We start from the raw sequence: 21,347 nt of genomic DNA, 5'->3' as shown, positions 1-21,347 counted from the left end.
CGAACAGATGAATGTAGACTTATACGATTTTGAGTTGCCAGAAGAATTAATCGCACAGACTCCTTTGCCGGAGCGGACGGCATCCCGCCTGTTAACATTGAACAAGCAGGACGGATCGATCGCCCACCGCACCTTCAAAGATATCGCAGACGAGCTTCAGCCCGGCGACACGCTGGTTCTCAACGATACCCGGGTCATTCCGGCGAGACTGTTCGGCGTTAAAGAAGAGACGGGGGCCAAAGCCGAGGTGCTTCTCCTGAAAAATTTGCAGGGGGACACCTGGGAAGCGCTCGTGAAGCCTGGGAAAAAGCTGAAAAAGGGCAGCGTGATCCGTTTCGGCGACGAGCTGCAGGCTGTCATAGAGGATGAAGGGGAAATGGGTGAGCGGAAGCTGACCTTTACCTATCAAGGGATTTTCCAGGAGATTCTCGACCGGCTGGGTCAAATGCCGCTCCCGCCTTATATCAAGGAGAAGCTGGATGACAAGGAGCGTTACCAAACGGTCTATTCCAAGCATGAAGGTTCCGCTGCGGCTCCGACCGCCGGCCTTCATTTTACCGAAGAGCTGCTGGATCAAATCCGTGCCAAAGGCGTGACGGTCGCTTTCATTACGCTTCATGTCGGTCTTGGCACGTTCCGGCCGATGTCGGTTGAGCGTGTCGAGGATCATGTCATGCATGCGGAGTATTACTCGGTGAACCAGGAGACAGCGGATATCCTGAACGAGGCCAGAGCCCGCGGAGGAAGAATCGTTGCCGTAGGGACCACCTCCTGCCGGACGCTTGAGACGATCGGGACGCGCTTTGAAGGCGGCCTGCTCGAAGCCTGCAGCGGCTGGACCGATATTTTCATCTATCCAGGGTATACTTTCAAAGTCGTAAACGCCCTGATCACTAATTTCCACCTGCCGAAGTCGACGCTGGTCATGCTGGTCAGCGCGCTGGCGGGACGCGAGCATATTTTGAACGCATATGCGGAGGCTGTGAAGGAAAGATACCGCTTCTTCAGCTTCGGCGATGCGATGTTTATCTATTAAGACCGGTTGATCGGCATATAAGAGGATGGTATTTAATCATGGCAGCAGCAATTACTTATGAGCATATTAAAACGTGCAAGCAATCCGGAGCCCGGCTGGGGCGTGTGCATACGCCCCACGGCGTGATCGAGACGCCGATCTTTATGCCGGTTGGAACGCTGGCCACGGTCAAGACAATGAGCCCGGAAGAACTGAAGGAAATGAATGCGCAGATCATTTTGAGCAACACGTACCATCTGTTCCTGCGCCCGGGCCATGACATCATCCGCGAAGCCGGGGGACTGCACCGCTTCATGAACTGGGACCGTCCGATTCTGACGGACAGCGGCGGATTTCAGGTGTTCAGCTTGAGCGAAATGCGCAAAATTACCGAAGAAGGCGTGCATTTCCGGTCCCACTTGAACGGAGACAAGCTGTTTCTGTCGCCGGAAGTGGCCATGGAAATCCAGAACGCGCTTGGCTCGGACATCATGATGGCTTTTGACGAATGTCCGCCGTATCCGGCCGAGTACGACTATGTTAAGAAATCCTTGGAACGCACGACCCGCTGGGCAGAGCGCTGCCTGAACAGCCATGCCAGACCGCATGATCAGGGGCTCTTTGCCATCGTTCAGGGCGGCATGTATGAAGACTTGCGCAAACAGAGCGCACGTGATTTGACTTCCATGGATTTCCCGGGGTATGCTATTGGTGGACTCAGCGTAGGAGAGTCCAAGCAGCTGATGTACGAAGTGCTGGATTACACCGTTCCGCTGCTTCCGGACAACAAGCCCCGCTATTTGATGGGCGTAGGGTCGCCGGACGCGCTGATCGAAGGCTCCATCCGTGGCGTGGACATGTTTGACTGCGTCCTGCCGACACGGATCGCCCGGAACGGAACGACCATGACCAGCCAGGGACGGCTAGTCGTTCGCAATGCGCAATACGCCAGAGATTTTGGCCCGCTTGACCCAGCATGTGACTGCTATACTTGCCGGAACTATTCAAGAGCCTATCTGCGGCATTTGATCAAAGCGGATGAGACCTTCGGACTCCGTTTGACCACTTACCACAACCTGCATTTCCTCATCAATCTGATGAAGCAGGTGCGCCAGGCCATTATGGAGGACAGGCTGCTTGATTTTCGCGATGAGTTTTTTGAACAATATGGGCTTTATGACAATGATAAAGGGTTTTAAGCTTCAACTGCAGTATTGTATTTGAAAGGGGGGAAAAGCATATGTTCAACCAAACTCAAACCTTTGAATTAGCAGCTGGTGCTAGCGGCTCCGGAGGAGGCGGCCTTGTCGGCTTGATTTTGCCGCTCGTCCTGATGTTCGCGATCTTCTACTTCCTGTTGATCCGTCCGCAGCAGAAGAAACAGAAGACCCGGACTTCCATGCTGAGCGCATTGAAGAAGGGGGATAAGGTCGTCACGATCGGCGGCCTGCACGGAACGATTATGGAAATTACGGACGATATCGTGGTCCTGCGGGTGAACGACGTGACGAAGCTGACCTTCGATCGCGGTTCCATCAGCCATGCGGTTAGCTCGAGCTCCGGCGAATCCGAGAAATCGTCCTAAGACGATCCGGGTACTACACGGGGAGAGCGTTCATAAGCAACATTTCCAGTAAGACCAGGCACATCACATAACGATAGCGGCAGAGGGAGCTCTGCTGCTGTCGCCGATGTTCATACTTACGGATGACAAAAGGCTGCACAGCTTGTCTACGGACAAGGGTGCAGCCTTTTTGTATTAGAGATCGGATACGATGGGCTTTACTTGTTGCTGCTTCGGGTGCGCAAGCCTCCGTCCCCAGTAGATCCCGGCGGAAGCGGCAAGCAGACCGAGCAGGGTACCGGCGACCGAATCCGTCAGCCAATGGATGCCGAGGTAGAAGATGCTGAAAATGATGATGACGGCGCTGACCAGCGTCATGAGGGCCAGTCGTGGATTCCCCGAACGGATCCCGAGCACCAGCATGGTGATAGAAATCGAAGTGTGAAGGCTTGGAAAGCAGTTGTTAATACCGGATAGCGGCCGGTACGCCTGTTCGAATTTCGGAAAAACTTCCAGCATGTAGAACGACGTGCCGGATGGCGGAAAGGACCAAACCTCGTTCACGGGAAAGAAGAGGTAAAACGGGATGGCCACCGCATAATTGATGAAGACGGCTATGCAGGCAGCCATGAGAAAGGCTTTGTTCCCGTCGGCCGCAAAGATTCCGAGCATAGCGATCAGTAAGGATTGGAACACCACTACGTAAAAAAATACCGATACGGGCGTAATGTAAGGGCTGTGAAAAAACTGCTGCAGGTGCTGTACGAAATGCCCCTCAATCCCGAATACCCACGGGGTGAAGTCTTGCTTCACATGCATGGCTGCTTCGATTTGCAGTTCATACCTGTTGAACAGGAGGATCGCAGCCATCAAAGCGAATAGACCCAAAAATTTGCGGTTGGTCCCAAACTCCCGGATCAGCAGCCATCCGGCCCTCAGAGGGTTGCGCAGGGTGCCCAGCCAGATCAGCCCGATCGCCATAACAAGCGTTGCTGCCGAAATATAATTCATAGAGTCATACAACACGTCGGGGACGTCCTCCTCTTGCTTTAAGTGCACTTAGTGTAGCACATGCGAGGAGTTTAATGGTTACGATTTGTTTTTTAAATTCACCCCGAACATGCCCCCGATGGCTCCCGAAGCAATAACGGCTGCGATCAACAGCAAATCTCCAAGCCGAAGGCTGCTGTCAAGGGCCAGAAATCCGATTATGATGATCATGAGACCGTACAAAATGCCGGTTAATCCGCCCTGGTACCAACCCCGTCTGCCTGAACGCTTCCCGGATACAAGACCTCCAAATGCCGCGGCGACAGCATGAACCACGTAAATGTAGCGGGACAGGCTTTGTTCTTTCATGCCGCTGGACCACAACAGGAAAGAAAGAATAAGCGCCCCGACCATCATCCAGAAAAAGGAATAATACAGTCCCGACAAAGTGGGATTGGAGATCCGAAAAGAGAACAGGCGACGGATCAAATGCATAAGAGAACCCCCTTCATAGTTCCACAATTTAATGTAAATTTATGTGACGGCTTGCCCCAGTAGTACAAGTAATTTTCCAATAATTTATCGCTCCGGCTTCTGAATGTCCGTGCTCCCGAAAGGTCAAAATATCCTTAATTGGCATGATGAATGGCGCAGAAAGGAGCAGGTGGCCGTGATATCCGATATACTGATTCCTGTTTTCCGAACCGTCCTGATGTACTTTGTCATCTACCTGACCCTCCGGATCATGGGCAAGCGGGAGATCGGGAAGCTGTCCATTTTTGACCTGGTCATCTCGATCATGATCGCTGAAATCGGCGTTTTTGTGCTGGAGGATACGGCGCGTCCGATCACGGACGGACTCTTTCCGATGGCTACGCTTGTCTTGATTCAGATCACGATTGCTTTCATCAGCTTGAAGAGCCGGAAAATCCGCCTGTTATTCGAAGGAAAACCGGCCATCCTCGTATCGGGAGGCAAGCTCAACCGTGAAGAAATGAGGAAGCATCGGTATAATCTGGACGATTTGCTTCTTCAATTGCGCGGGCGAAGTATCGAAAACGTGGCGGATGTGGAATTTGCGATTCTGGAAAACTCCGGGCAGTTGACGGTTATTCCTAAATCCAAACGGAATGAAAAAAGAGAAAAGTACGACATGCCCGTTCCCCAGGAGAAGCCAAATCGAAACGGTAAACCACAAAGCCCCGCCGGCAATGCGTTAGCTATTTCACGTTCAGAGGAGACCGCCGGCAAGCCGAAACAGATTTATAGAACCCCATATGCCGATCCGTCCCGGGTCCCGGCGAGAAACCGCAGTAAAAAAATTCTGGTTCCCAGCGGAAAATTTACCTATGGCATACTGCCGATCCCGCTCATCATGGACGGAAAAGTACAGGACGACAATTTGGAGCGGCTGAACAAAAATCGCTTCTGGCTGAAAAATCAGATCCGGCAGCAGGGAATCAAAGAGTTTAAAGACGTGTTTCTCTGCTCCATCGACCATAAAGGCCGGCTTTACATCGACCGCAAATAAGACGGGAATTTCCGTGCTGCGGATCAGGCGGCAGGCGTCTTGGGGTTTCTTGGATTTCTAGGTTTGAACCATTTTTCAAGGTAGGGCATGCGGGACAGATCCCGCAAGGACACCAGCTTTAAAGCAAATACGGCGGCCAGAAAAGCGATCATGCCTATAGACATGGCTGCCAAAAAGCGGATCCAAACGATTCCTCCCAGTGGCAGATGGAGATAGCCGTATTGGGTAATGCCCGTCATGATAATCATGGCTCCCGCCAGCTTCAGCAGATCGAACATCCGGAATCGGTAGGCGAGCAGCCGGCTGACGCTGAACCCGTGCAGGAACGTGACCACGATGCTGTTGATGATAATCGCGATAACGGCCCCGTAAATGCCGTACTCCGGCTGGGAGGACAGGTACCAGATCAGGAACAGCTTGAGGACGGCTCCGATCAAGGTGTTGAACAGGGCGCGGCTTGGCCGGTCCAGCGCCTGCAGGGTGGCCTGAAGCGGTGCCTGAACGTACAGAAACAGCGCAAATGGCGCCATCGTGCGCAGCATGTTGGAGATGTCCGCATTGTTGTACAGCAGCAGGCACAGCGGCTCTGCAAGGACATACATAATGACGGCAAAGGGGGCGCCGGTGACGAGCGCGAGCCGGATCGTCTGGTTTAACCGTTTGTGAATCGTAAGCTTGTCTTTGCGGGCGGCGGCTTCGGACAGCGAAGGCACAAGCGAGACCGCGAGGGACGAGGTCAGTACGCCCGGAAGCAGCAGCAGCGGGATGACCATGCCTTGCAGCGCGCCATACTGGGCAGTTGCTACAGCAGTGACAACACCGGCGAGCGCTAGGCTCTGGGCTGTAATAATCGATTCAAGCAGGTAAGAAAAGGAGCCGACCAAACGCCCGGCGGTGACTGGTACGGTGATGCCAAGCAGACGTGGAAACAATCCGCGGCTGACCTGGCTGCCGGAACTGTCTTCAAGGCCGGCTTTTTTGTGCTGCTCTGCTTTCTCTCTCCGGGCTTGCCTGGACGACAGCCAGTTTTCGTCCCGGTGGTACTGCCACAGCAGGGCGAGCAGCCCGAAAAATTCCCCGGCCATCACGCCAAGCATGGCTCCGGCAGCCGCATAAGCTATTCCTTTTGGCAGCAGCAGGTAGGCGAACCACAGCGTGCACACGATCCGAAAAACGGTCTCGATAATCGAAGAGGTCGCAGACGGAATCATGTTCTGCCTTCCCTGGAAATAGCCGCGGTAGACGGACGAGATGGCCACGATAACGAGCATGGGCGTCATGCTGACAAAGGTGTAGTACACGCGGGAATCCGTTATAATCGTTGTCGTGATCCAAGGGGCCAGCCACAGGCATAAAGCCATAAACAGCACGCTGAGACCCACCGTCAACGCGAGGCTGACCCGCAGGACATACTTTGAATTTTGCGGTTTACCTTCGGTTTCCGCTTCCGACACCAGCTTGGCGATCGCCAGCGGGACACCCCCAGTAATCAGCGTCATAATCACCAGGAAAAAAGGATAACCCAGCTGATAAATCCCCACCCCTTCGGCGCCGATGATCCGGGGCAGGGCGATGCGCGGTATAAACCCGAGAATGCGGTTCACGATGCCGGCGGCAAGCAAAATCATCGTGCCTTGGATAAAGGTTTGCTTTTTGATGCCTGGATTTTTAGGATGCTTGTTCAATTGTCCACTCCCTCTTCCCGTGTCGAAGCTGTGCTGCCACTTTTGGTAATGTCAGACCTTGTTTAATGGATATGCTGAACCTGTCCCAACTCATTCATCCTTTCCGGTAACATTTGGACAAAAGAAGGAATCGAAGGCGATGGGGTCGAATACAGAACCAATCAGTGCTACAATGGACTGTAGGACATCCAGAACAGATCGTGCGTGGAAAGAGGCAATCGAGAGGAGGCCGTAGAGTGAGCTCTGAGGAAATGAACGACAGGCAGCTGGAGGAAGCGATTGAATCGCTCTGCCGCAGCAAGGCGGAGGAATTCAGACTCGTCGGCTACGAGCATGTAACCAGCAAGGATATTTGGAACTGCGTCAGCGTCAAATACGAGAAGGAAGGGATTCCTCCGCTCTACATGCTGGTCAATGATATACTCTCTTTGAAAGTGATGACGTTTATGAATTTTATGACTATATCCGCATATAAAGGATCCACTTTCGATTGAAAGGGATCTTTTTTTCTGTTTGTGTTAAAAGAGATGAGGGATACAGTAAAATCGGAAAACGACAAATATTGATAAATTGACTGCCTTTTGGCGCATGGCTATAATAGGAATATTGAGAACGAAAGGGGAACTAGGAACGGCATGAAAAGAATTGTCACTTTCATCATCGTCGTGCTCGTATCGATTGCGGTCATGGCTGGGACAAGCCCTGCGCTGCTCGACAACGTACGACTCGGTCTCGATCTTAAAGGGGGCTTTGAGATTCTGTATGAGGCCCAGCCGCTGGAGCAGGGGCAGAAGATTACGAGAGAGTCCCTCATACGGACGGCGGAAAGCTTGGAGAAACGCGCCAACGCACTCGGAACGAGCGAGCCTGAAGTTACCACTGAGGGCACAAACCGGATCCGTCTGAAAATCGCAGGCGTGACGAACGAAGCCGAGGTCCGCAAGAAAATGAAGGAGCCGGCGTCGCTGACTTTCCGCAGTGCGGATGGTTGTAAGACTCCCGAAGCGGGGAAAGACGGCACGGTAGATCCGAAGGATCTCTATTGTAAAATCGAACTCATCGGAAGCGATTTCGTGGAAAACGGCGCACAGGTGGGTTATAACCAGCTGAACCAGCCGCAAATCGATATCAAAGTCAAAGATAAAAAGAAATTTGCCGACGTGACCAAACGTTTGCTTGGCAAAGAGCTTGCCATTTTCCTGGATGATACCCTTTTATCCGCTCCGACCGTACAGCAGGAGCTGACGGACGGCAAAGCATCGATTACGGGCAATTATACGATTGACGAAGCGAACCAGATCCGCGATACGATCAACCTCGGGGCGCTGCCTTTGAAGCTGACGGAGAAGTACTCTCAGAGCGTGGGCGCTACGCTGGGCATGCAGTCTTTGCATAAAACGATCGAAGCGGGTATCATCGCTTCCATCCTGATTCTGATCTTCATGATCGGCATGTACCGCCTGCCGGGTGTCATCGCCAGCTTCGGACTGATTGCCCACACCTGGCTGCTCATTCTCGTCTTCGTCTGGGCCGACTTTACGCTGACCCTGCCGGGGATCGCGGCGTTTATTCTCGGTATCGGGATGGCGGTTGACGCCAACATCATTACGAATGAACGGATCAGGGAAGAAATGCGGAACGGCAAGAGCGTCATGTCTGCGGTCAAAGCAGGGAACAAGTCGTCCTTCCGTACGATTCTCGATTCCAACATTACAACCATTATCGTCGGAGCGGTTATGTTTGCCTTCGGTACAGGCGCCGTCAAAGGCTTTGCGCTGGTACTGATCGTGGAAATCGTACTCAGTATTCTCACGAATGTGTACTTCACCCATTACCTGCTCAACCTCTTGGTTAAAGCCGGCGTGCTGAAGAAGCCGAAGCAGTTCGGGGTAAAGGAGAGTGATATTCGTGCACTTTAAAAAAGATTACGATTTTATGAAGATGAGCAAGTATGCGTTCATCTTCTCCATCGTCCTGACGATTGCGGGAATCATTACCCTTTCCGCTTTTGGATTAAACTACGGCGTTGATTTCCAAGCAGGCTCCAATGTGGACGTCAAGCTGTCGAAGAACGTGACGAAGGCTGAAGTTGAGCCGCTGCTGGACAAGATCCACCTCAGCGACGGCGCAACGGTTGCTCCTGGGGACAAGCGGGTCAACATCCGTTTTACCAAGGAGCTTAACGAAGACCAGAGTGAACAGCTCAAGTCCGCGATCCAGGAGCTGGATAAAACAGCATCGTTCGAAATCAACACGGTCGATACGGAAATGGCCAAGGAGCTCGGACGGAATGCCATTTACTCGGTTCTGATTTCCTGTATCGGGATTATCATTTATGTAAGTATCCGGTTTGAATGGCGGTTCGCCCTGGCGGCCATCGTGGCCCTGCTGCATGACGCCTTCATGGTCGTGGCCGTCTTCTCGATCTTCCGATTGGAAGTCAGCCTGACGTTTATCGTGGCGGTATTGACGATCATCGGTTACTCCATTAACGATACGATCGTTATTTTCGACCGGATCCGCGAAAATCTGCGGTTCGGCAAGCAGAAGACCAAAGACGATTTGAAAGCTATTATGAACAAGAGCGTGAGCCAGATGCTCATGCGCTCCTTGTATACGGCGCTGACGGTGTTTATTGCGGCCTTCTTCCTGTTCCTGTTTGGCGGGGAATCGATCAAGATGTTCTCGTTGGCGATGGTTATCGGGCTGTTGTTCGGAGCGTATTCTTCGATCTTTATCGCCAGTCCGCTGTGGCTCGTATTCAAAAGCAAACAAAAGACCAGTGCCAAGCCAGCCAAACCTTCCAAGGCGTAACCTTGTGAAGCGAATGTTATGAAGGAAAGCCGCGTCTGATTGGGCGCGGCTTTTCCGCTGGAACTTATCTGACTTTATCTAAACTTATTGTCGTGAATGTCATATCTTTTTCAAACAACAGATCAGAATCGGTATTCAGATTGCCGGGGGGAGGCTTTCATGAGTATAGAGCGTTCAAATCCATCGGGTACCGTCGCCTGGACGGGAATTGCCGGTGAACTGTTACTTGCCTTGTTCAAAGGCGTGGTCGGATATTTTACAGGGAGCAAGGCACTGCTGGGAGATGCGCTGTATTCCGCATCGGACGCAGCCGGCGCACTGGCCCGGCGCATTCCATGGCGGACGTCATCAAAGCTCCGGAGTGCGCAGCAGTCTGATCTGCGGGCCGGAAGAACAGAGCCGATTCTGGCGATTTTGTTTTCGGTTCTTGTGCTGATGGGCGGATTGCAAATTGCCGTAGCGGCGGTCCGGGACCTGGCTTCAGGCCGTGTGCAGACACCCGGGCAGTTTACGCTGATTGCGATACTCGTCTCGCTTGCGGTCAAAGAAGCGCTCTTTCAGTTCCAGTACCGCCAATCCAAGAAGCAGGGTGACGGCATGCATACGGTGTACGCCGACAACCACCGCTTCAGCTTGTATTCGTCCATCACGGTATTGATCGGTGTCATTTTGGCGATGACCGGCAGCGCCTTTCATTGGTCCATGCTGCAGTATATGGATTCCATCTCGGCTCTAATCGTCGCGGCGCTGCTGCTGCGCAGAGGCTACCGCCTCATCGTCAGCTCCGTGTACGGACAGCTGGTGCAGGAGACCGAGCAGGAGGACGCGATTAATTTTATCGATACGGTGCAGCGGGTTCACGGCGTCATTACGGTGGATGACCTGAAAGCATCGGAGCAGGGACATTACATTACGATCGATTTGAAGATCAGCGTCAATCCGCGGATTACCGTCCAGGAAGGCGCCGAGATCGCCGACCGGGTCAAGAAGCTTCTGATGCACCGTTTTTTGCATGTCAGCATCGTAAATATCCAGGTCGTCCCTTATGATCCCGGTTATCCGTACAAGTCGAACCATCATCTGACGGATAATGAGCAGCCGACACTGCTCCAATAGCTTGCTCATGACTTATACGAACAGAAGACGGGGCGGGGAAAGAAAGGTGAAGACGATTGTTTGATTCAAAATATGAATGGCGGACTTCCGAAGCGGATCCGGAGAAGGCGGGACTGCTGGCACAGGAGCTGTCGGTTTCTCCTCTTGTAGGCTCGCTGTTGGCGGCCAGAGGAATTAACAGTGCAGAGGAAGCCGCCTTGTTTTTAAACGGAAGTTTGGACGCATTGCATGATCCGTTCCTGCTGCTCGGCATGAAGGAGGCTGTTCCACGGATTCAGAAAGCGGTCGAGACCGGCGAACATATATTAATCTACGGGGATTACGACGCTGACGGCGTGTCCAGTACTTCGCTCATGATTCATTTCATGCGCTATCTTGGAGCGTCCTACGATATCTATATTCCGCACCGCTCCAATGAGGGGTACGGACTGCACAACCATGCGCTGGATTGGGCGCATCAGCAGGGAGTCAGCCTGATTATCACAGTTGATACCGGCATCAGCGCCGTCGAGCAGATCGCGTATGCCAACTCGCTCGGGATGGATGTGATCGTCACCGACCACCACGAGCCTCCGGAAGTGCTGCCCGACGCCTATGCGCTGATCAATCCGAAGCAGCCGAACTGCCCATACCCGTTTAAAGGCCTGGCCGGGGTCGGGGTGGCTTACAAGCTGACCCAGGCGATGCTCGGCCAGCCGCCAGTGGAATGGACGGAAATTGTGGCCATCGGTACCATTGCGGACTTGATGCCGCTCAGCGGCGAGAACCGCATCCTGGTCAGCCGCGGCTTAGAGCAGATGCGCAGCTCTGCGTTTCCGGGGATCCGCGCCCTCATGGAAGTCGGGGGCATTACGATGCGGAATGTTACATCGACCAATGTCGCCTTCGGCATGGCCCCGCGCATTAATGCCAGCGGGAGGCTGGATCATGCAGGATCGGCCGTAGCCTTGCTGACGACGGAAGACGAGGATGAGGCATTAAGATTGTCCCATGGGCTGGATGAACTCAATAAGGAGCGGCAGCAGGTAGTCGACGATATCGTCCAGGAGGCGACCAGCCAGCTTCTGGCCAAGACCGATGGGAGCCGGGTGCCCGACGTGATCGTGCTGGCCGGAGAAGGCTGGAATGTGGGCGTCGTCGGCATTGTCGCTTCCAAAATTTTGGAACGGTATTACCGCCCGGTCATCATATTGGGTATAGATCCGGATACCGGCATGTGCAAAGGGTCAGCCCGCTCCATTCCGGGGCTCGACATCTATGAGGCGCTGACCTCCTGCAAATCGCTGATGGACCATTATGGCGGCCATCCGTCCGCTGCGGGCATGAGCCTGCACAGGGATCAGCTGGATGCGTTCGAGCAGGCGCTGAACGAGTATGCCGCCGGGGTTCTGACCGAATCCGATTTTATTCCCGTCGCGGCATCAGACGGAGAATGGCGGCTGTCGGACGTTCCCTTGTCGGTCATCGATGAGATGGAAATGCTGTCGCCCTTCGGTATGGCCAATCCTGTGCCCAAGTTTATTTTTCGAAACTGCAGGCTTCTTGAGACCCGGAAGATGGGACGTGACAGCAAGCACCTCAAGCTGCTCGTTCAGCAGGACGGCATCCGCCTGGAAGTGGTCGCGTTCGGCAAAGGCGAGCTGGCCGAAGTGTTGATGGAAGGCGCGGAGCTCGATCTGCTCGGCGAAATGAGCGTCAATGAATGGAACGGATCGCGCAGACCGCAGCTGATGCTGCAGGATCTGAAGCTTACGCAGCCGCAGGTGTTTGACCTGCGCGGATCCAAGGATCCTTGGCAGGAGATCGACCGGGTCAGCCAGCTGATCGGTTCGCATTTCAGACTGGGGCCGACGCAGGTGGCGGCGGTGCTGGAACGGGAGATTCTGGATCCGGCAAAAATCCGTTTGAATGAATCCACCCTTTGGGTATATGATAAGAATGCTGGAATTTTGGCGTATCATCCGAACGAGGAGCGGTCCGGCCAGGACGACGTAACGACGCTGTTCATGCTGAACGCGCCGGAGACGACGGAGCAGCTGGATGCGGTTCTGTTTTCTTTTCCGAAACTGTCCAACGTATTTCTGCTTCATCAGGTACATAAGAGGGAAAGACTCTCTGTGCCGGACAGGGATCAGTTTAAGAAGCTCTATATATTGTTGTCAAGAATCGCAGCCGAGCCCGTCCAAGAAGAAACCGCCTTATCGAGGCTCAGTCAGCAGGCATCGTGCAGCATCCGCATGGTGACGAAGATGATGGATGTGTTCGAGGAGCTTTCTTTTATAGACAGGCAGGAAGGCCTTATCCGTTTTATTCCTAAACCGCCCAAGCGTGATTTGGCTTCATCCCGCCATTTCCTTGCGCTAGGGAACTTGGCGGAAATGGAACAGCATCTGCTGTATGCCAGCACGCCGCAGGTCACGAGCTGGTTCATTGCCCGCATGCAGGGAGCTTCGTGACCGGAGACAATCGGTCGAAATGAATGCTTACGAGGGTCCGTTTCTTCGTAAAACCAAGTAACGCTTACGAAGTCTGTTTTACTTCGTAAAACTCTAGAAGGAGAGATTATGTTGAATTACAAAGATTATATCCGGGTGATTCCGGACTTCCCGGTGGCTGGAATCAGTTTTAAAGATATTACGACCCTGCTTCAAAACGGGGAAATGTACAAAAAGGCCATCGATGACATCAAGGCCATGGTGTCTCATCTGCAGATCGATGTCATTGCCGGTCCGGAAGCCCGGGGCTTCGTCGTCGGGGCGCCGCTTGCATACGCGCTGGGCGTCGGATTCGCGCCGATCCGTAAGAGCGGCAAGCTGCCTTACGAAACGATTGAAGTCGGTTATGATCTCGAATATGGCAAGGATAAGCTGGCCATGCACACCGACGCGATCAAGAAAGGCCAAAACGTTCTGATCGCTGACGATCTGCTTGCCACGGGCGGAACCATTTCCACATCCGTAAATCTGGTTAACCAACTGGGCGGCAACGTGGTTGGGGCGGCGTTCATGATTGAGCTTGAAGCTTTGAAGGGACGCGACAAGCTGCCTGGCGTGGAAGTATTCTCCCTCATGTCCTACGAAGATTAAAAACCGGGAGTTCGTTTCCCGGGAAATAAACAAAGAGCTGTCTGAAGTCGAAATGACTTTCAGGCGGCTCTTTTTTTGTTCTTGTGATAGGATGCCGGCGCCCCTGTGCACTCAGTATATAGTTGCGTCTGAGTCTACTTACAATAAGATCCGGGGAATTATGCGCACATAAAGGAGCAGCGCTGATTTCGTCTCATCAGGCTTGAACGCAGGTTCGCTGTGGAGCGGCAGAGTTTGCCGCTGCCATATATTGAGCTTTTGTTGAAAAGTGGCTGCATTAGAAACGGAGCTTGATAAATCTATTTGGGAAAATAACTCCACTTTTTTTAATAAATATGAAAAATATCTTTTTTATTTTTATGCGGTTTGCTATAATCTGCCTAAAGCAGGAAACACATGCTTGGAATCATCTTTTATGATCAAAGGGGAGGCCATTGCTAATGAGGAAACAGGGAAGAGGTAGAAGTAGAGGATTTGTTCTGACTTTGCTGTCTGTCATGCTGTTGTCGGTCGTACTCAGCGCTTGTGGAGGAGGGAATAAGGCGGATGCTCCGCCATCGCAATCCTCCGAACCGCAGCCGTCCACCGAGACGAAGAGCAGCGATCCGGTCAAGCTGGAGTTTTGGACCATCGCGCTGCAGCCTACATTCACGGACTACTTCAATAAGCTCATTGCCGATTACCAGAGCAGTCATCCGGGCGTCACGATCGATTGGAAAGACTATCCTTATGACGCGGTGACCAACAAGCTGCTGACCAGCATCGCCAGCGGCAACAGCCCGGATGTCGTGAACCTGAACACCGAATTTGCCAGCCAGATGGGCTCCAAAGGAGCCGTGCTCGATTTGAACGGGTTCCTGACGGATGAAGAGAAGGGAGCTTATTTCGACGGCATCTTCAACTCCACCGTTATCGACGGCAAGGCTTATGCCCTACCTTGGTATACAGGCACCGAGGTTCTCTTTATGAACACGAAAATCGTGAAGGAAGCCGGCCTGGATCCGGCGAATCCGCCGAAAACGATGGAGGAGCTGGCCGATTGGGCGCGCCAAGTGAAGGCGAAAACCGGTAAGCTCGGATATTCGCAGCAGTTTGCCTCGAAGCTGCTTCCGGTCAACGGTATTCCGATTCTGAATGATGACAAAACGGCCGCAGCCTTTAACACACCTGAGATGACCAGCATGATCGAAACGATTCAGAAAAACATCGCCGACGGCGTCATCATGAAAGAAGACGTTCCGTTCACGAAGCAGATCCAATATTACTCCGGGGAGCAGGTGGCCTTTGAGCTGGCCGGTCCGACCTTCATCAACTTCCTGAAGACTTCGGCCCCGGACGTGTATAAGAACACGATTGCCGTACCGCTGCCGACCGGAAAAGCCGATGTCCGCTTGTCCAACTCCATGAACCTGGTCGTTCCGGCCAAGTCGAAGCATCAGAAGGAAGCGGTCGAGTTTGCGGTCTTCGTAACGAATGCCGAAAATCAGACGTCATTCTCCAAAGCGGCCAACACGCTGCCGTCCACCAAGGAATCGATCAAGGATCCGTTCTTTACGGAAACCGACAAATCGCTGGAGGCGGAAGCCAAGATCGCTTCGGCCAACAGCTTGGATAAGGCGGTCGACTACATGGTCGGCGTGCCGAACGCAGGGGATATCAACTCCGCCATCGCCCGCGGCCTGCAGAAAATTTTCCTGAACGGGGCTGATGTCAAAGCGACGGTGGATGCAATGGAACAGGAAGTCAACGGGGTGCTTAAGAAGTAAGGGACCCTTAGACGGAAGGCGTACGGGGGACTGGGTTCCCCCGTACATTCTAGTTAGGTGGTGATCACAGAGTGTACAAATGGATGCGGTCGGAGTCATTCACGGCATGGGCTTTTATGGCCCCGGGACTTCTGGTTGTCGCTGTATTCGTATTTTGGCCTATTATTTACGGTATCCCGCTGTCCTTCACGGACTACTCGGTTATTTCCGAAACGCATTATGTCGGTGTCGATAACTTTGTGAACGCGTTTAAAGACCACAATTTCATCATTTCGCTGTGGAATTCGCTGCTGTACGTGATCGTCGTTCCGATCATCCAGATTTTGTCCATCCTGATGGCGATTCTGGTCAACGGGAAAATCCCGGGCGTGAAGTTCTTCCGAACCGCTTATTATATTCCGGTCGTGACCTCCATGGTCGCCGTGGCGCTGATCTGGAGCTGGCTCCTGAGCAACAACGGGGTCGTCAATTTTCTTTTGATTAAAGTAGGAATCATCAGCGACCAGGTATCCTGGCTCGCCACCAGCAGTACAGCACTGTTCGTGCTTATGTTCATTACGATGTGGAAGGGCCTGGGCTATTACATGATGCTGTACCTGGCTGGACTCCAGGGCATTCCTTCGGATCTGTACGAAGCGGCGCGGGTGGACGGAGCGAGCAGGCTGCGGTTGATTCTGAACATCACGATTCCGCTGCTGAGACCCCACATTTTATTCTGTACCCTGATCTCTTTGATGGGGGCGATCCGCGTCTTTGACGAGGTCTATATTTTGACCAAAGGCGGACCGGGTACATCAACGCTGACATCGAGCGTCTATATTTTCCAAAAAGGTCTGGAACAGTTCAACTTCGGGTACGCCTCGGCGCTGGGGCTCATCGTCAGCGTCATTATCGCCATATTCAGCGTGCTCGTGTTCCGATTTAACCGGAAAGGCGGTGTCAATCCATACTGATGATAGCGAATCGTGGGATGAAGCAAGTGAAGACAGGGGTTCGGCTGACGATCGTCTATATTTTGCTGGTCGCGCTGGCTCTGTTTATGATGGGACCGTTTCTCTGGCTGCTCAGCGTGTCTTTGATGCCAGGGAAAAACGTGTTCGCCAACCCGCCGGCCATCCTGCCGACGTTCATTGACTTCGACAATTACGTGAAGGTTTGGCAGTTCATGAACTTTCCGAAGTATATCTATAATACGGTCGTGATCACGGTGCTCGGGGTTGTGACGAACGTCGTTCTCTCCAGCCTGACCGCGTATCCGCTGGCGACCTTTCGCTTCAAAGGAAGGGATCTCGTGTTTACCTTACTGGTGGCCACGATGATTATCCCGTCTTCGACGGCGATGATCGTGCATTATCTGACGATTCAGTCTCTGCATTTAACCGGGTCCTTTCTGGGGGTCGTACTGCCTTCGGCCGTGTCGGTGTTCAACATCTTTTTGATGCGCCAGACGTTTCTCGGGATTCCTTCGGACGTGCGGGATTCGGGGAAAATGGACGGTGCCTCCGAGTTCCGGATCTGGTGGCAGCTGATTCTGCCCTTGGTGAAGCCGGCGATTGCGGTCATTTCGCTGCTGGAGATGATGGCGTTCTGGAACAACTTCCTGTGGCCGATCGTCGTGCTGGACGATCCGCAGAAGTATCCGCTCGCCGCGGCGCTGACGTACCTGAACGGCCAGTTCTCCTACAATTTCGGATGGATCGCAGCGGGAACAATGATCTCGGTGCTGCCGATTATTATCGTGTTCCTGTTTACCCAGCGTTACTACATGGAAGGCATGGCGGGCGCGATCAAGGGGTAAGATGGGCTAATTTACGCTAGGAAAGGAAGCTTGCAGACATGGAGAAAAGTCACAAACTGGTGTTCGTCCCTCTGGACGAACGTCCCTGCAACTATGAATTCCCGTATATGCTGGCGCAGGGAACCGAGTTTGAGATGGTCCGGCCGCCGATGGACATGATGGGTCTCAAAAAGCGCCCGGGCGATACCGAAAGGTTGTGGGCCTGGCTGGAACAGGAGGCCGCTGACGCCGACGGGGCCATCGTCGCCATAGACACGCTGCTGTACGGCGGCATCATCCCGTCGCGCCTGCATTACCTGAAGCCGGGGGAGCTTGCGAACCGGGTGGACCGGCTGCGGCGGCTGAAGGCACGGAATCCGAACTTGCGGCTCTTTGCCTTTCAGCTGATCATGCGCTGTCCGCAGTATTCGATCGCCGATGAGGAGCCGGAGTACTATGGCGACTGGGGCCGGGAAATCTTCCGCAAAGGCTTTATCAGCCACCGGCAGGAGCTGGGGCTGGCCACGGCGGAAGAAAGCATGGAACTGGCCGAGATCGATACCCGGCTGCCCGCTGATGTGCTGCAGGATTATCTGGACCGCAGGGCGGTGAACATCGAGGCAATCGGCCGCGTGCTGGATGTGATTGCAGACGGCAGCATTGATTTTATGATTTTCCCTCAAGACGATTCGGCGCCATACGGTTATACGGCCAAGGATCAGCAGAAGGTCAGAGCGCAAATCTCTGAGCTCGATGTGGAGCTGCGGGCTTACATGTATCCCGGCGCCGATGAGGTCGGATGCACCCTGCTGGCTCGCATGGTCAACGAAATCAAGGGAAGCACGCCGCTCATTTATCCGCGCCTTGCTGCGGTTCAGGGCAGCTTTGTCACACCGCTGTACGAGGACCGGTACTTCTATGAGACGCTGAAGTATCAAATCATGGCGGCGGGCGGCTTAATCGGGTCCGGCTGCAGCGAGTCAGACTTGGTGCTGCTCGTGAATACGCCGGGTGAAACGATGGTCGAAGCCGTGTCCCAGCAGCACCCGTTCTTCGGTTATGACATCAACCGGAATATTATCGAGCTGGTGGAGTATGGGGATTATGTGATGAAGGTTCACGGCACGCCGACAGCTGTCGCGGACGTCGGATATGCGAACGGCGGCGATTTGAAGCTGGTGAAGCTGCTGCGGCAAAAAGGGATGCTGTTTAACCTGGCGGGTTATGCCGGATGGAATACGAGCTCCAATTCGCTGGGAACGGTCATTTCACAATCCATGCTGTACCTGCATTATGGCAGGACGCAGGAGCACCTTGACTTTCTGGCGCTGCGGTATGCCGAGGATGTCTGCTATTGCGCGGGTGTCCGGATGGAGCTGAACGCCGGTCTGGTTGAGCAGCTGGGGCTCAGCGTATTCGAACTGGACGGCCAGCGCGGCGAAGTGTCCAGGCTGGTCAAGGAACGCCTTGGGGAAATGCTGGATCAGCGCATTAACAGCGATCAAGGGGTGGTGGAGATTACGGATTGCTTCATGCCCTGGAACCGTACTTTCGAAGTAGGACTACAAGCGCGTTTTCATGTGAAACCGCCGATATATAGATAATAGTGGCTTTGATAAGCCACATAAAAAGATGAGAGAGGGTGGACATACTGGAGCCAATACTGCAATCTCTGCGATACTGCCTGATCGCATCCTGCCAGGCGCTGCCGGATGAGCCGCTGCACGGTGCGCACATTATGGCCCGCATGGCCAAGGCCGCCGAAGAAGGCGGAGCTTCGGCGATCCGGGCCAACGGGGCGGACGACGTCCGGGCGATCAAGGCTTCGGTTTCGATCCCGGTCATCGGGATCATCAAGCGGGAGTATGCGGGATCGGACGTATATATTACGCCTACGCTCAAGGAGGTGGAGGAGCTGCTTGAGGCTGGTGCGGACATGATCGCTTTTGACGCGACGGGACGTAGTCGGCCCGGCGGAGCCCGGCTGGAGGATCTGATCCAGCTGATGAAGCAGGCGGGCGTTGCCAGCATGGCGGATGTTTCGACGCTGGATGAGGCCGTTCATGCCGCTTCCCTCGGCGTCAGCTGCGTATCGACGACGCTGTCGGGATATACGGATTATTCGCCGCAGCTCGAAGGTCCCGACCTGAAGCTGGTTGAAGAAGCGGCGGCCCGGCTGAGCATTCCGCTCATTGCCGAAGGCCGGATTCACGAGCCTTACCAGGTCGAAGAGGCACTCAAGCTCGGCGCGCACGCCGTCGTGGTGGGCGGGGCCATTTCCAGACCGCAGCAGATCACGCGGCGCTTCTCGAACGCGGCCCGGAAGGCGGCCCAGTCGCTGAGAGCATGAGAAGGACGGGCGTCCACTGAATATGACTGGCTAATAAGGAAAGGAGCGTGGATAACGTTGATTCAAGAGCTGGTGGCTGATGTCATTATCATCGGCGGAGGACTCGGCGGAACGTCAGCCGCCCTGGCGGCGGCCAAAGCCGGGATGAAGGTGGTCGTGACCGAGGAGACCGATTGGATCGGAGGGCAGCTGACCTCGCAGGCGGTTCCTCCCGATGAGCACCGCTGGATCGAAAGCTTCGGCTGTACGGCATCCTACCGGGAGTTCAGAAACCGGGTCAGGGATTATTACAAACGCAACTACCCGCTCAACGAGAAGGCGCTAAACGACCCGGAGCTCAATCCGGGGAACGCTTGGGTCAGCAGGGTGGCGCATGAGCCGAAGGTTGCCCTGCAGGTGCTGGAGGATATGCTGGCCCCGTACGTCAATACCCGCCGGATCCAGGTGCTGCTTAACACGCGCCCTGTTCACTGCGAGACGGCAGGTGATCAGGTGGCGTCGGTAACGGTGGAGAAGACAGATGGGCAGACCAGCTATAAGCTGAGAGGCGCGTATTTTCTGGACGCTACGGAAAACGGAGAGCTTCTTCCCCTGGCCGGTGCGGAATATGTGAGCGGAGCTGAGGCGCGCAGCGAAACGAACGAGCCGCACGCGCTGGAGGAAGCCGATCCGCTCGATATGCAGTCCATCACCCATGTGGCGGCTGTGGAATACATCCCAGACGGCAACTTTACGATCCCGAAGCCCGACAGCTATGATTTTTGGCATGAATACAAGCCCTCATTTTCCACGTATCCGATCTTAAGCTGGTATGCGAACGAAGCCGAGGATACGTCCAAATTGCGGCGGTTTACGATGTTTCCGAACGACCAGGGGATCATGTCGCTGTGGGATTACCGGCGGATCGTGGACCCCTCCCTGTGGCGCGTGCCGCTGAGCGACGGCGAGGTGACGCTGCTTAACTGGCCGATGAACGATTATTATCTGGGGCCTGTGATCGGTGTATCGGAGCAGGAGCGCAAGCGTCATCTGGAGGCGGCCCGCGGGCTTACTCTGTCGCTTGTGTACTGGCTGCAGACCGAAGCTCCCCGGCTTGACGGGGGATACGGGTATCCAGGCATCCGGCTGCGAGGCGATGTACTCGGCACGGAAGACGGCTTGGCGAAATCCCCTTATATCCGGGAGTCGCGGCGGATCCGCGCGCAGTACACGATCACCGAGCATGATGTCAGTCAGGAGCTTCGCGGCGCTAATGGAATCAAGCGGTATGAGGACAGCGTCGGTGTCGGAAGCTATTATTTGGACCTGCATCCGACGACGGTGAACCAGCGGGCTTTCTTTATTCCGAACTATCCTTATGAAATTCCGCTCGGATCGCTGATTCCGGTACGGATGACCAACCTGCTTCCGGCATGCAAAAATATCGGCATGACGCAGATCGCCAATGGCTGCTACCGGCTGCATCAGACGGAATGGAACATCGGCGAATCCGCGGGACTATTAGCCGCTTATGCGGTGATGCACGGCATTCCTCCGCGTGAAGTAAGGGCCTCGGCAGCGCATTTATGCGATTACCAGGCGATGCTGGAGCGATATGGGGTTCAGCTTCACTGGCCGGAAGGGACATTGGAAATGTAGATGCCCTGATTTACG

19 protein-coding genes are annotated in these 21,347 nt (G+C 54.2%); 16 read left to right on the top strand and 3 right to left on the bottom strand.

All coding sequences use genetic code 11. The features are described 5' to 3' along the window. Window positions 1-7 precede the first annotated feature (7 nt). The 3 genes from queA to yajC are packed head-to-tail and all read left to right on the top strand — an operon-like array spanning window position 8 to window position 2,600. Window positions 8-1,036 (top strand): tRNA preQ1(34) S-adenosylmethionine ribosyltransferase-isomerase QueA, encoded by a 1,029-nt coding sequence (gene queA, locus MKY74_RS28675; protein WP_076176981.1) that lies wholly within the window; start codon window positions 8-10, stop codon window positions 1,034-1,036. A 38-nt stretch (window positions 1,037-1,074) separates the two neighbouring features. Next, complete coding sequence (gene tgt / locus MKY74_RS28670) at window positions 1,075-2,214, top strand: tRNA guanosine(34) transglycosylase Tgt (protein ID WP_076176982.1); 1,140 nt, start codon at window positions 1,075-1,077, stop codon at window positions 2,212-2,214. A gap of 41 nt (window positions 2,215-2,255) precedes the next feature. Then, window positions 2,256-2,600 carry a preprotein translocase subunit YajC gene (gene yajC / locus MKY74_RS28665; RefSeq protein ID WP_076176983.1) on the top strand — a complete coding sequence of 115 codons (345 nt, stop codon included), beginning with the start codon at window positions 2,256-2,258 and terminating at the stop codon, window positions 2,598-2,600. A 174-nt stretch (window positions 2,601-2,774) separates the two neighbouring features. Here the strand turns inward: yajC and MKY74_RS28660 are convergent, their stop codons facing one another. Then, window positions 2,775-3,605 carry a phosphatase PAP2 family protein gene (locus MKY74_RS28660; RefSeq protein WP_144025564.1) on the bottom strand — a complete coding sequence of 277 codons (831 nt, stop codon included), beginning with the start codon at window positions 3,603-3,605 and terminating at the stop codon, window positions 2,775-2,777. Window positions 3,606-3,668: 63 nt separating this feature from the next. Beyond that, window positions 3,669-4,064 (bottom strand): TIGR04086 family membrane protein, encoded by a 396-nt coding sequence (locus MKY74_RS28655; RefSeq protein WP_076176984.1) that lies wholly within the window; start codon window positions 4,062-4,064, stop codon window positions 3,669-3,671. Window positions 4,065-4,239: 175 nt separating this feature from the next. Between MKY74_RS28655 and MKY74_RS28650 the strand changes: the two genes are divergently transcribed. Further along, window positions 4,240-5,100, top strand: coding sequence for a DUF421 domain-containing protein (locus MKY74_RS28650; RefSeq protein WP_432206630.1), 861 nt, complete (start codon window positions 4,240-4,242; stop codon window positions 5,098-5,100). Window positions 5,101-5,123: 23 nt separating this feature from the next. Here MKY74_RS28650 and spoVB read toward each other — a convergent pair whose 3' ends face one another. Beyond that, window positions 5,124-6,758, bottom strand: coding sequence for a stage V sporulation protein B (spoVB, locus tag MKY74_RS28645; protein ID WP_076177012.1), 1,635 nt, complete (start codon window positions 6,756-6,758; stop codon window positions 5,124-5,126). Window positions 6,759-7,036: 278 nt separating this feature from the next. Here spoVB and MKY74_RS28640 point away from each other — a divergent pair, with 278 nt between their 5' ends. From MKY74_RS28640 to MKY74_RS28585, 12 genes are all read left to right on the top strand, one after another. Next, entirely contained in the window at window positions 7,037-7,279 is a 243-nt protein-coding gene (locus tag MKY74_RS28640; RefSeq protein ID WP_076177013.1) for a post-transcriptional regulator, read from the top strand. Window positions 7,280-7,420: 141 nt separating this feature from the next. Then, a complete protein-coding gene (gene secD, locus MKY74_RS28635) occupies window positions 7,421-8,704 on the top strand; it encodes a protein translocase subunit SecD (protein ID WP_076176985.1) in 1,284 nt (427 codons plus the stop codon). Next, window positions 8,694-9,599 (top strand): protein translocase subunit SecF, encoded by a 906-nt coding sequence (gene secF / locus MKY74_RS28630; RefSeq protein WP_076176986.1) that lies wholly within the window; start codon window positions 8,694-8,696, stop codon window positions 9,597-9,599. The genes secD and secF overlap by 11 nt, the downstream gene beginning before the upstream one ends. A gap of 159 nt (window positions 9,600-9,758) precedes the next feature. Then, on the top strand, window positions 9,759-10,715 hold the full coding sequence (locus MKY74_RS28625) for a cation diffusion facilitator family transporter (protein WP_076176987.1): 957 nt from the start codon (window positions 9,759-9,761) through the stop codon (window positions 10,713-10,715). A 56-nt stretch (window positions 10,716-10,771) separates the two neighbouring features. Continuing rightward, window positions 10,772-13,171: a single-stranded-DNA-specific exonuclease RecJ gene (gene recJ, locus MKY74_RS28620; protein ID WP_076176988.1), complete on the top strand. Its 2,400-nt coding sequence runs from the start codon at window positions 10,772-10,774 to the stop codon at window positions 13,169-13,171. A 111-nt stretch (window positions 13,172-13,282) separates the two neighbouring features. Then, window positions 13,283-13,801, top strand: a complete 519-nt coding sequence (locus MKY74_RS28615) for an adenine phosphoribosyltransferase (protein ID WP_076177014.1) — start codon at window positions 13,283-13,285, stop codon at window positions 13,799-13,801. Window positions 13,802-14,241: 440 nt separating this feature from the next. Continuing rightward, window positions 14,242-15,567: an ABC transporter substrate-binding protein gene (locus tag MKY74_RS28610; protein ID WP_076176989.1), complete on the top strand. Its 1,326-nt coding sequence runs from the start codon at window positions 14,242-14,244 to the stop codon at window positions 15,565-15,567. Between the two features lie 71 nt (window positions 15,568-15,638). Next, window positions 15,639-16,520: a carbohydrate ABC transporter permease gene (locus MKY74_RS28605; protein WP_076176990.1), complete on the top strand. Its 882-nt coding sequence runs from the start codon at window positions 15,639-15,641 to the stop codon at window positions 16,518-16,520. An 86-nt stretch (window positions 16,521-16,606) separates the two neighbouring features. Continuing rightward, on the top strand, window positions 16,607-17,365 hold the full coding sequence (locus MKY74_RS28600; RefSeq protein WP_373319006.1) for a carbohydrate ABC transporter permease: 759 nt from the start codon (window positions 16,607-16,609) through the stop codon (window positions 17,363-17,365). Window positions 17,366-17,403: 38 nt separating this feature from the next. Next, window positions 17,404-18,948: a DUF4127 family protein gene (locus MKY74_RS28595; RefSeq protein ID WP_076176992.1), complete on the top strand. Its 1,545-nt coding sequence runs from the start codon at window positions 17,404-17,406 to the stop codon at window positions 18,946-18,948. Between the two features lie 38 nt (window positions 18,949-18,986). Beyond that, a complete protein-coding gene (locus MKY74_RS28590) occupies window positions 18,987-19,694 on the top strand; it encodes an N-acetylmannosamine-6-phosphate 2-epimerase (protein ID WP_432206631.1) in 708 nt (235 codons plus the stop codon). A 57-nt stretch (window positions 19,695-19,751) separates the two neighbouring features. Then, complete coding sequence (locus MKY74_RS28585) at window positions 19,752-21,332, top strand: FAD-dependent oxidoreductase (protein ID WP_076176993.1); 1,581 nt, start codon at window positions 19,752-19,754, stop codon at window positions 21,330-21,332. Window positions 21,333-21,347: the final 15 nt, after the last annotated feature.

This window comes from Paenibacillus sp. FSL R5-0378, assembly GCF_038009285.1.
Taxonomy (GTDB): Bacteria; Bacillota; Bacilli; order Paenibacillales; family Paenibacillaceae; genus Paenibacillus_AQ; species Paenibacillus_AQ favisporus.
This window is presented reverse-complemented; position numbering and strand designations above follow the sequence as displayed.

Excerpts from the sequence above, each read along its gene's own strand:
- MKY74_RS28595 (WP_076176992.1), top strand. The coding sequence starts at position 17,404 with ATGGAGAAAAGTCACAAACTGGTGTTCGTCCCTCTGGACGAACGTCCC.
- MKY74_RS28600 (WP_373319006.1), top strand. The coding sequence starts at position 16,607 with ATGATGGGACCGTTTCTCTGGCTGCTCAGCGTGTCTTTGATGCCAGGG.
- queA (WP_076176981.1), top strand. The coding sequence starts at position 8 with ATGAATGTAGACTTATACGATTTTGAGTTGCCAGAAGAATTAATCGCA.
- MKY74_RS28640 (WP_076177013.1), top strand. The coding sequence starts at position 7,037 with ATGAACGACAGGCAGCTGGAGGAAGCGATTGAATCGCTCTGCCGCAGC.
- MKY74_RS28655 (WP_076176984.1), bottom strand. The coding sequence starts at position 4,064 with ATGCATTTGATCCGTCGCCTGTTCTCTTTTCGGATCTCCAATCCCACT.
- secD (WP_076176985.1), top strand. The coding sequence starts at position 7,421 with ATGAAAAGAATTGTCACTTTCATCATCGTCGTGCTCGTATCGATTGCG.
- MKY74_RS28610 (WP_076176989.1), top strand. The coding sequence starts at position 14,242 with ATGAGGAAACAGGGAAGAGGTAGAAGTAGAGGATTTGTTCTGACTTTG.
- yajC (WP_076176983.1), top strand. The coding sequence starts at position 2,256 with ATGTTCAACCAAACTCAAACCTTTGAATTAGCAGCTGGTGCTAGCGGC.
- MKY74_RS28625 (WP_076176987.1), top strand. The coding sequence starts at position 9,759 with ATGAGTATAGAGCGTTCAAATCCATCGGGTACCGTCGCCTGGACGGGA.
- tgt (WP_076176982.1), top strand. The coding sequence starts at position 1,075 with ATGGCAGCAGCAATTACTTATGAGCATATTAAAACGTGCAAGCAATCC.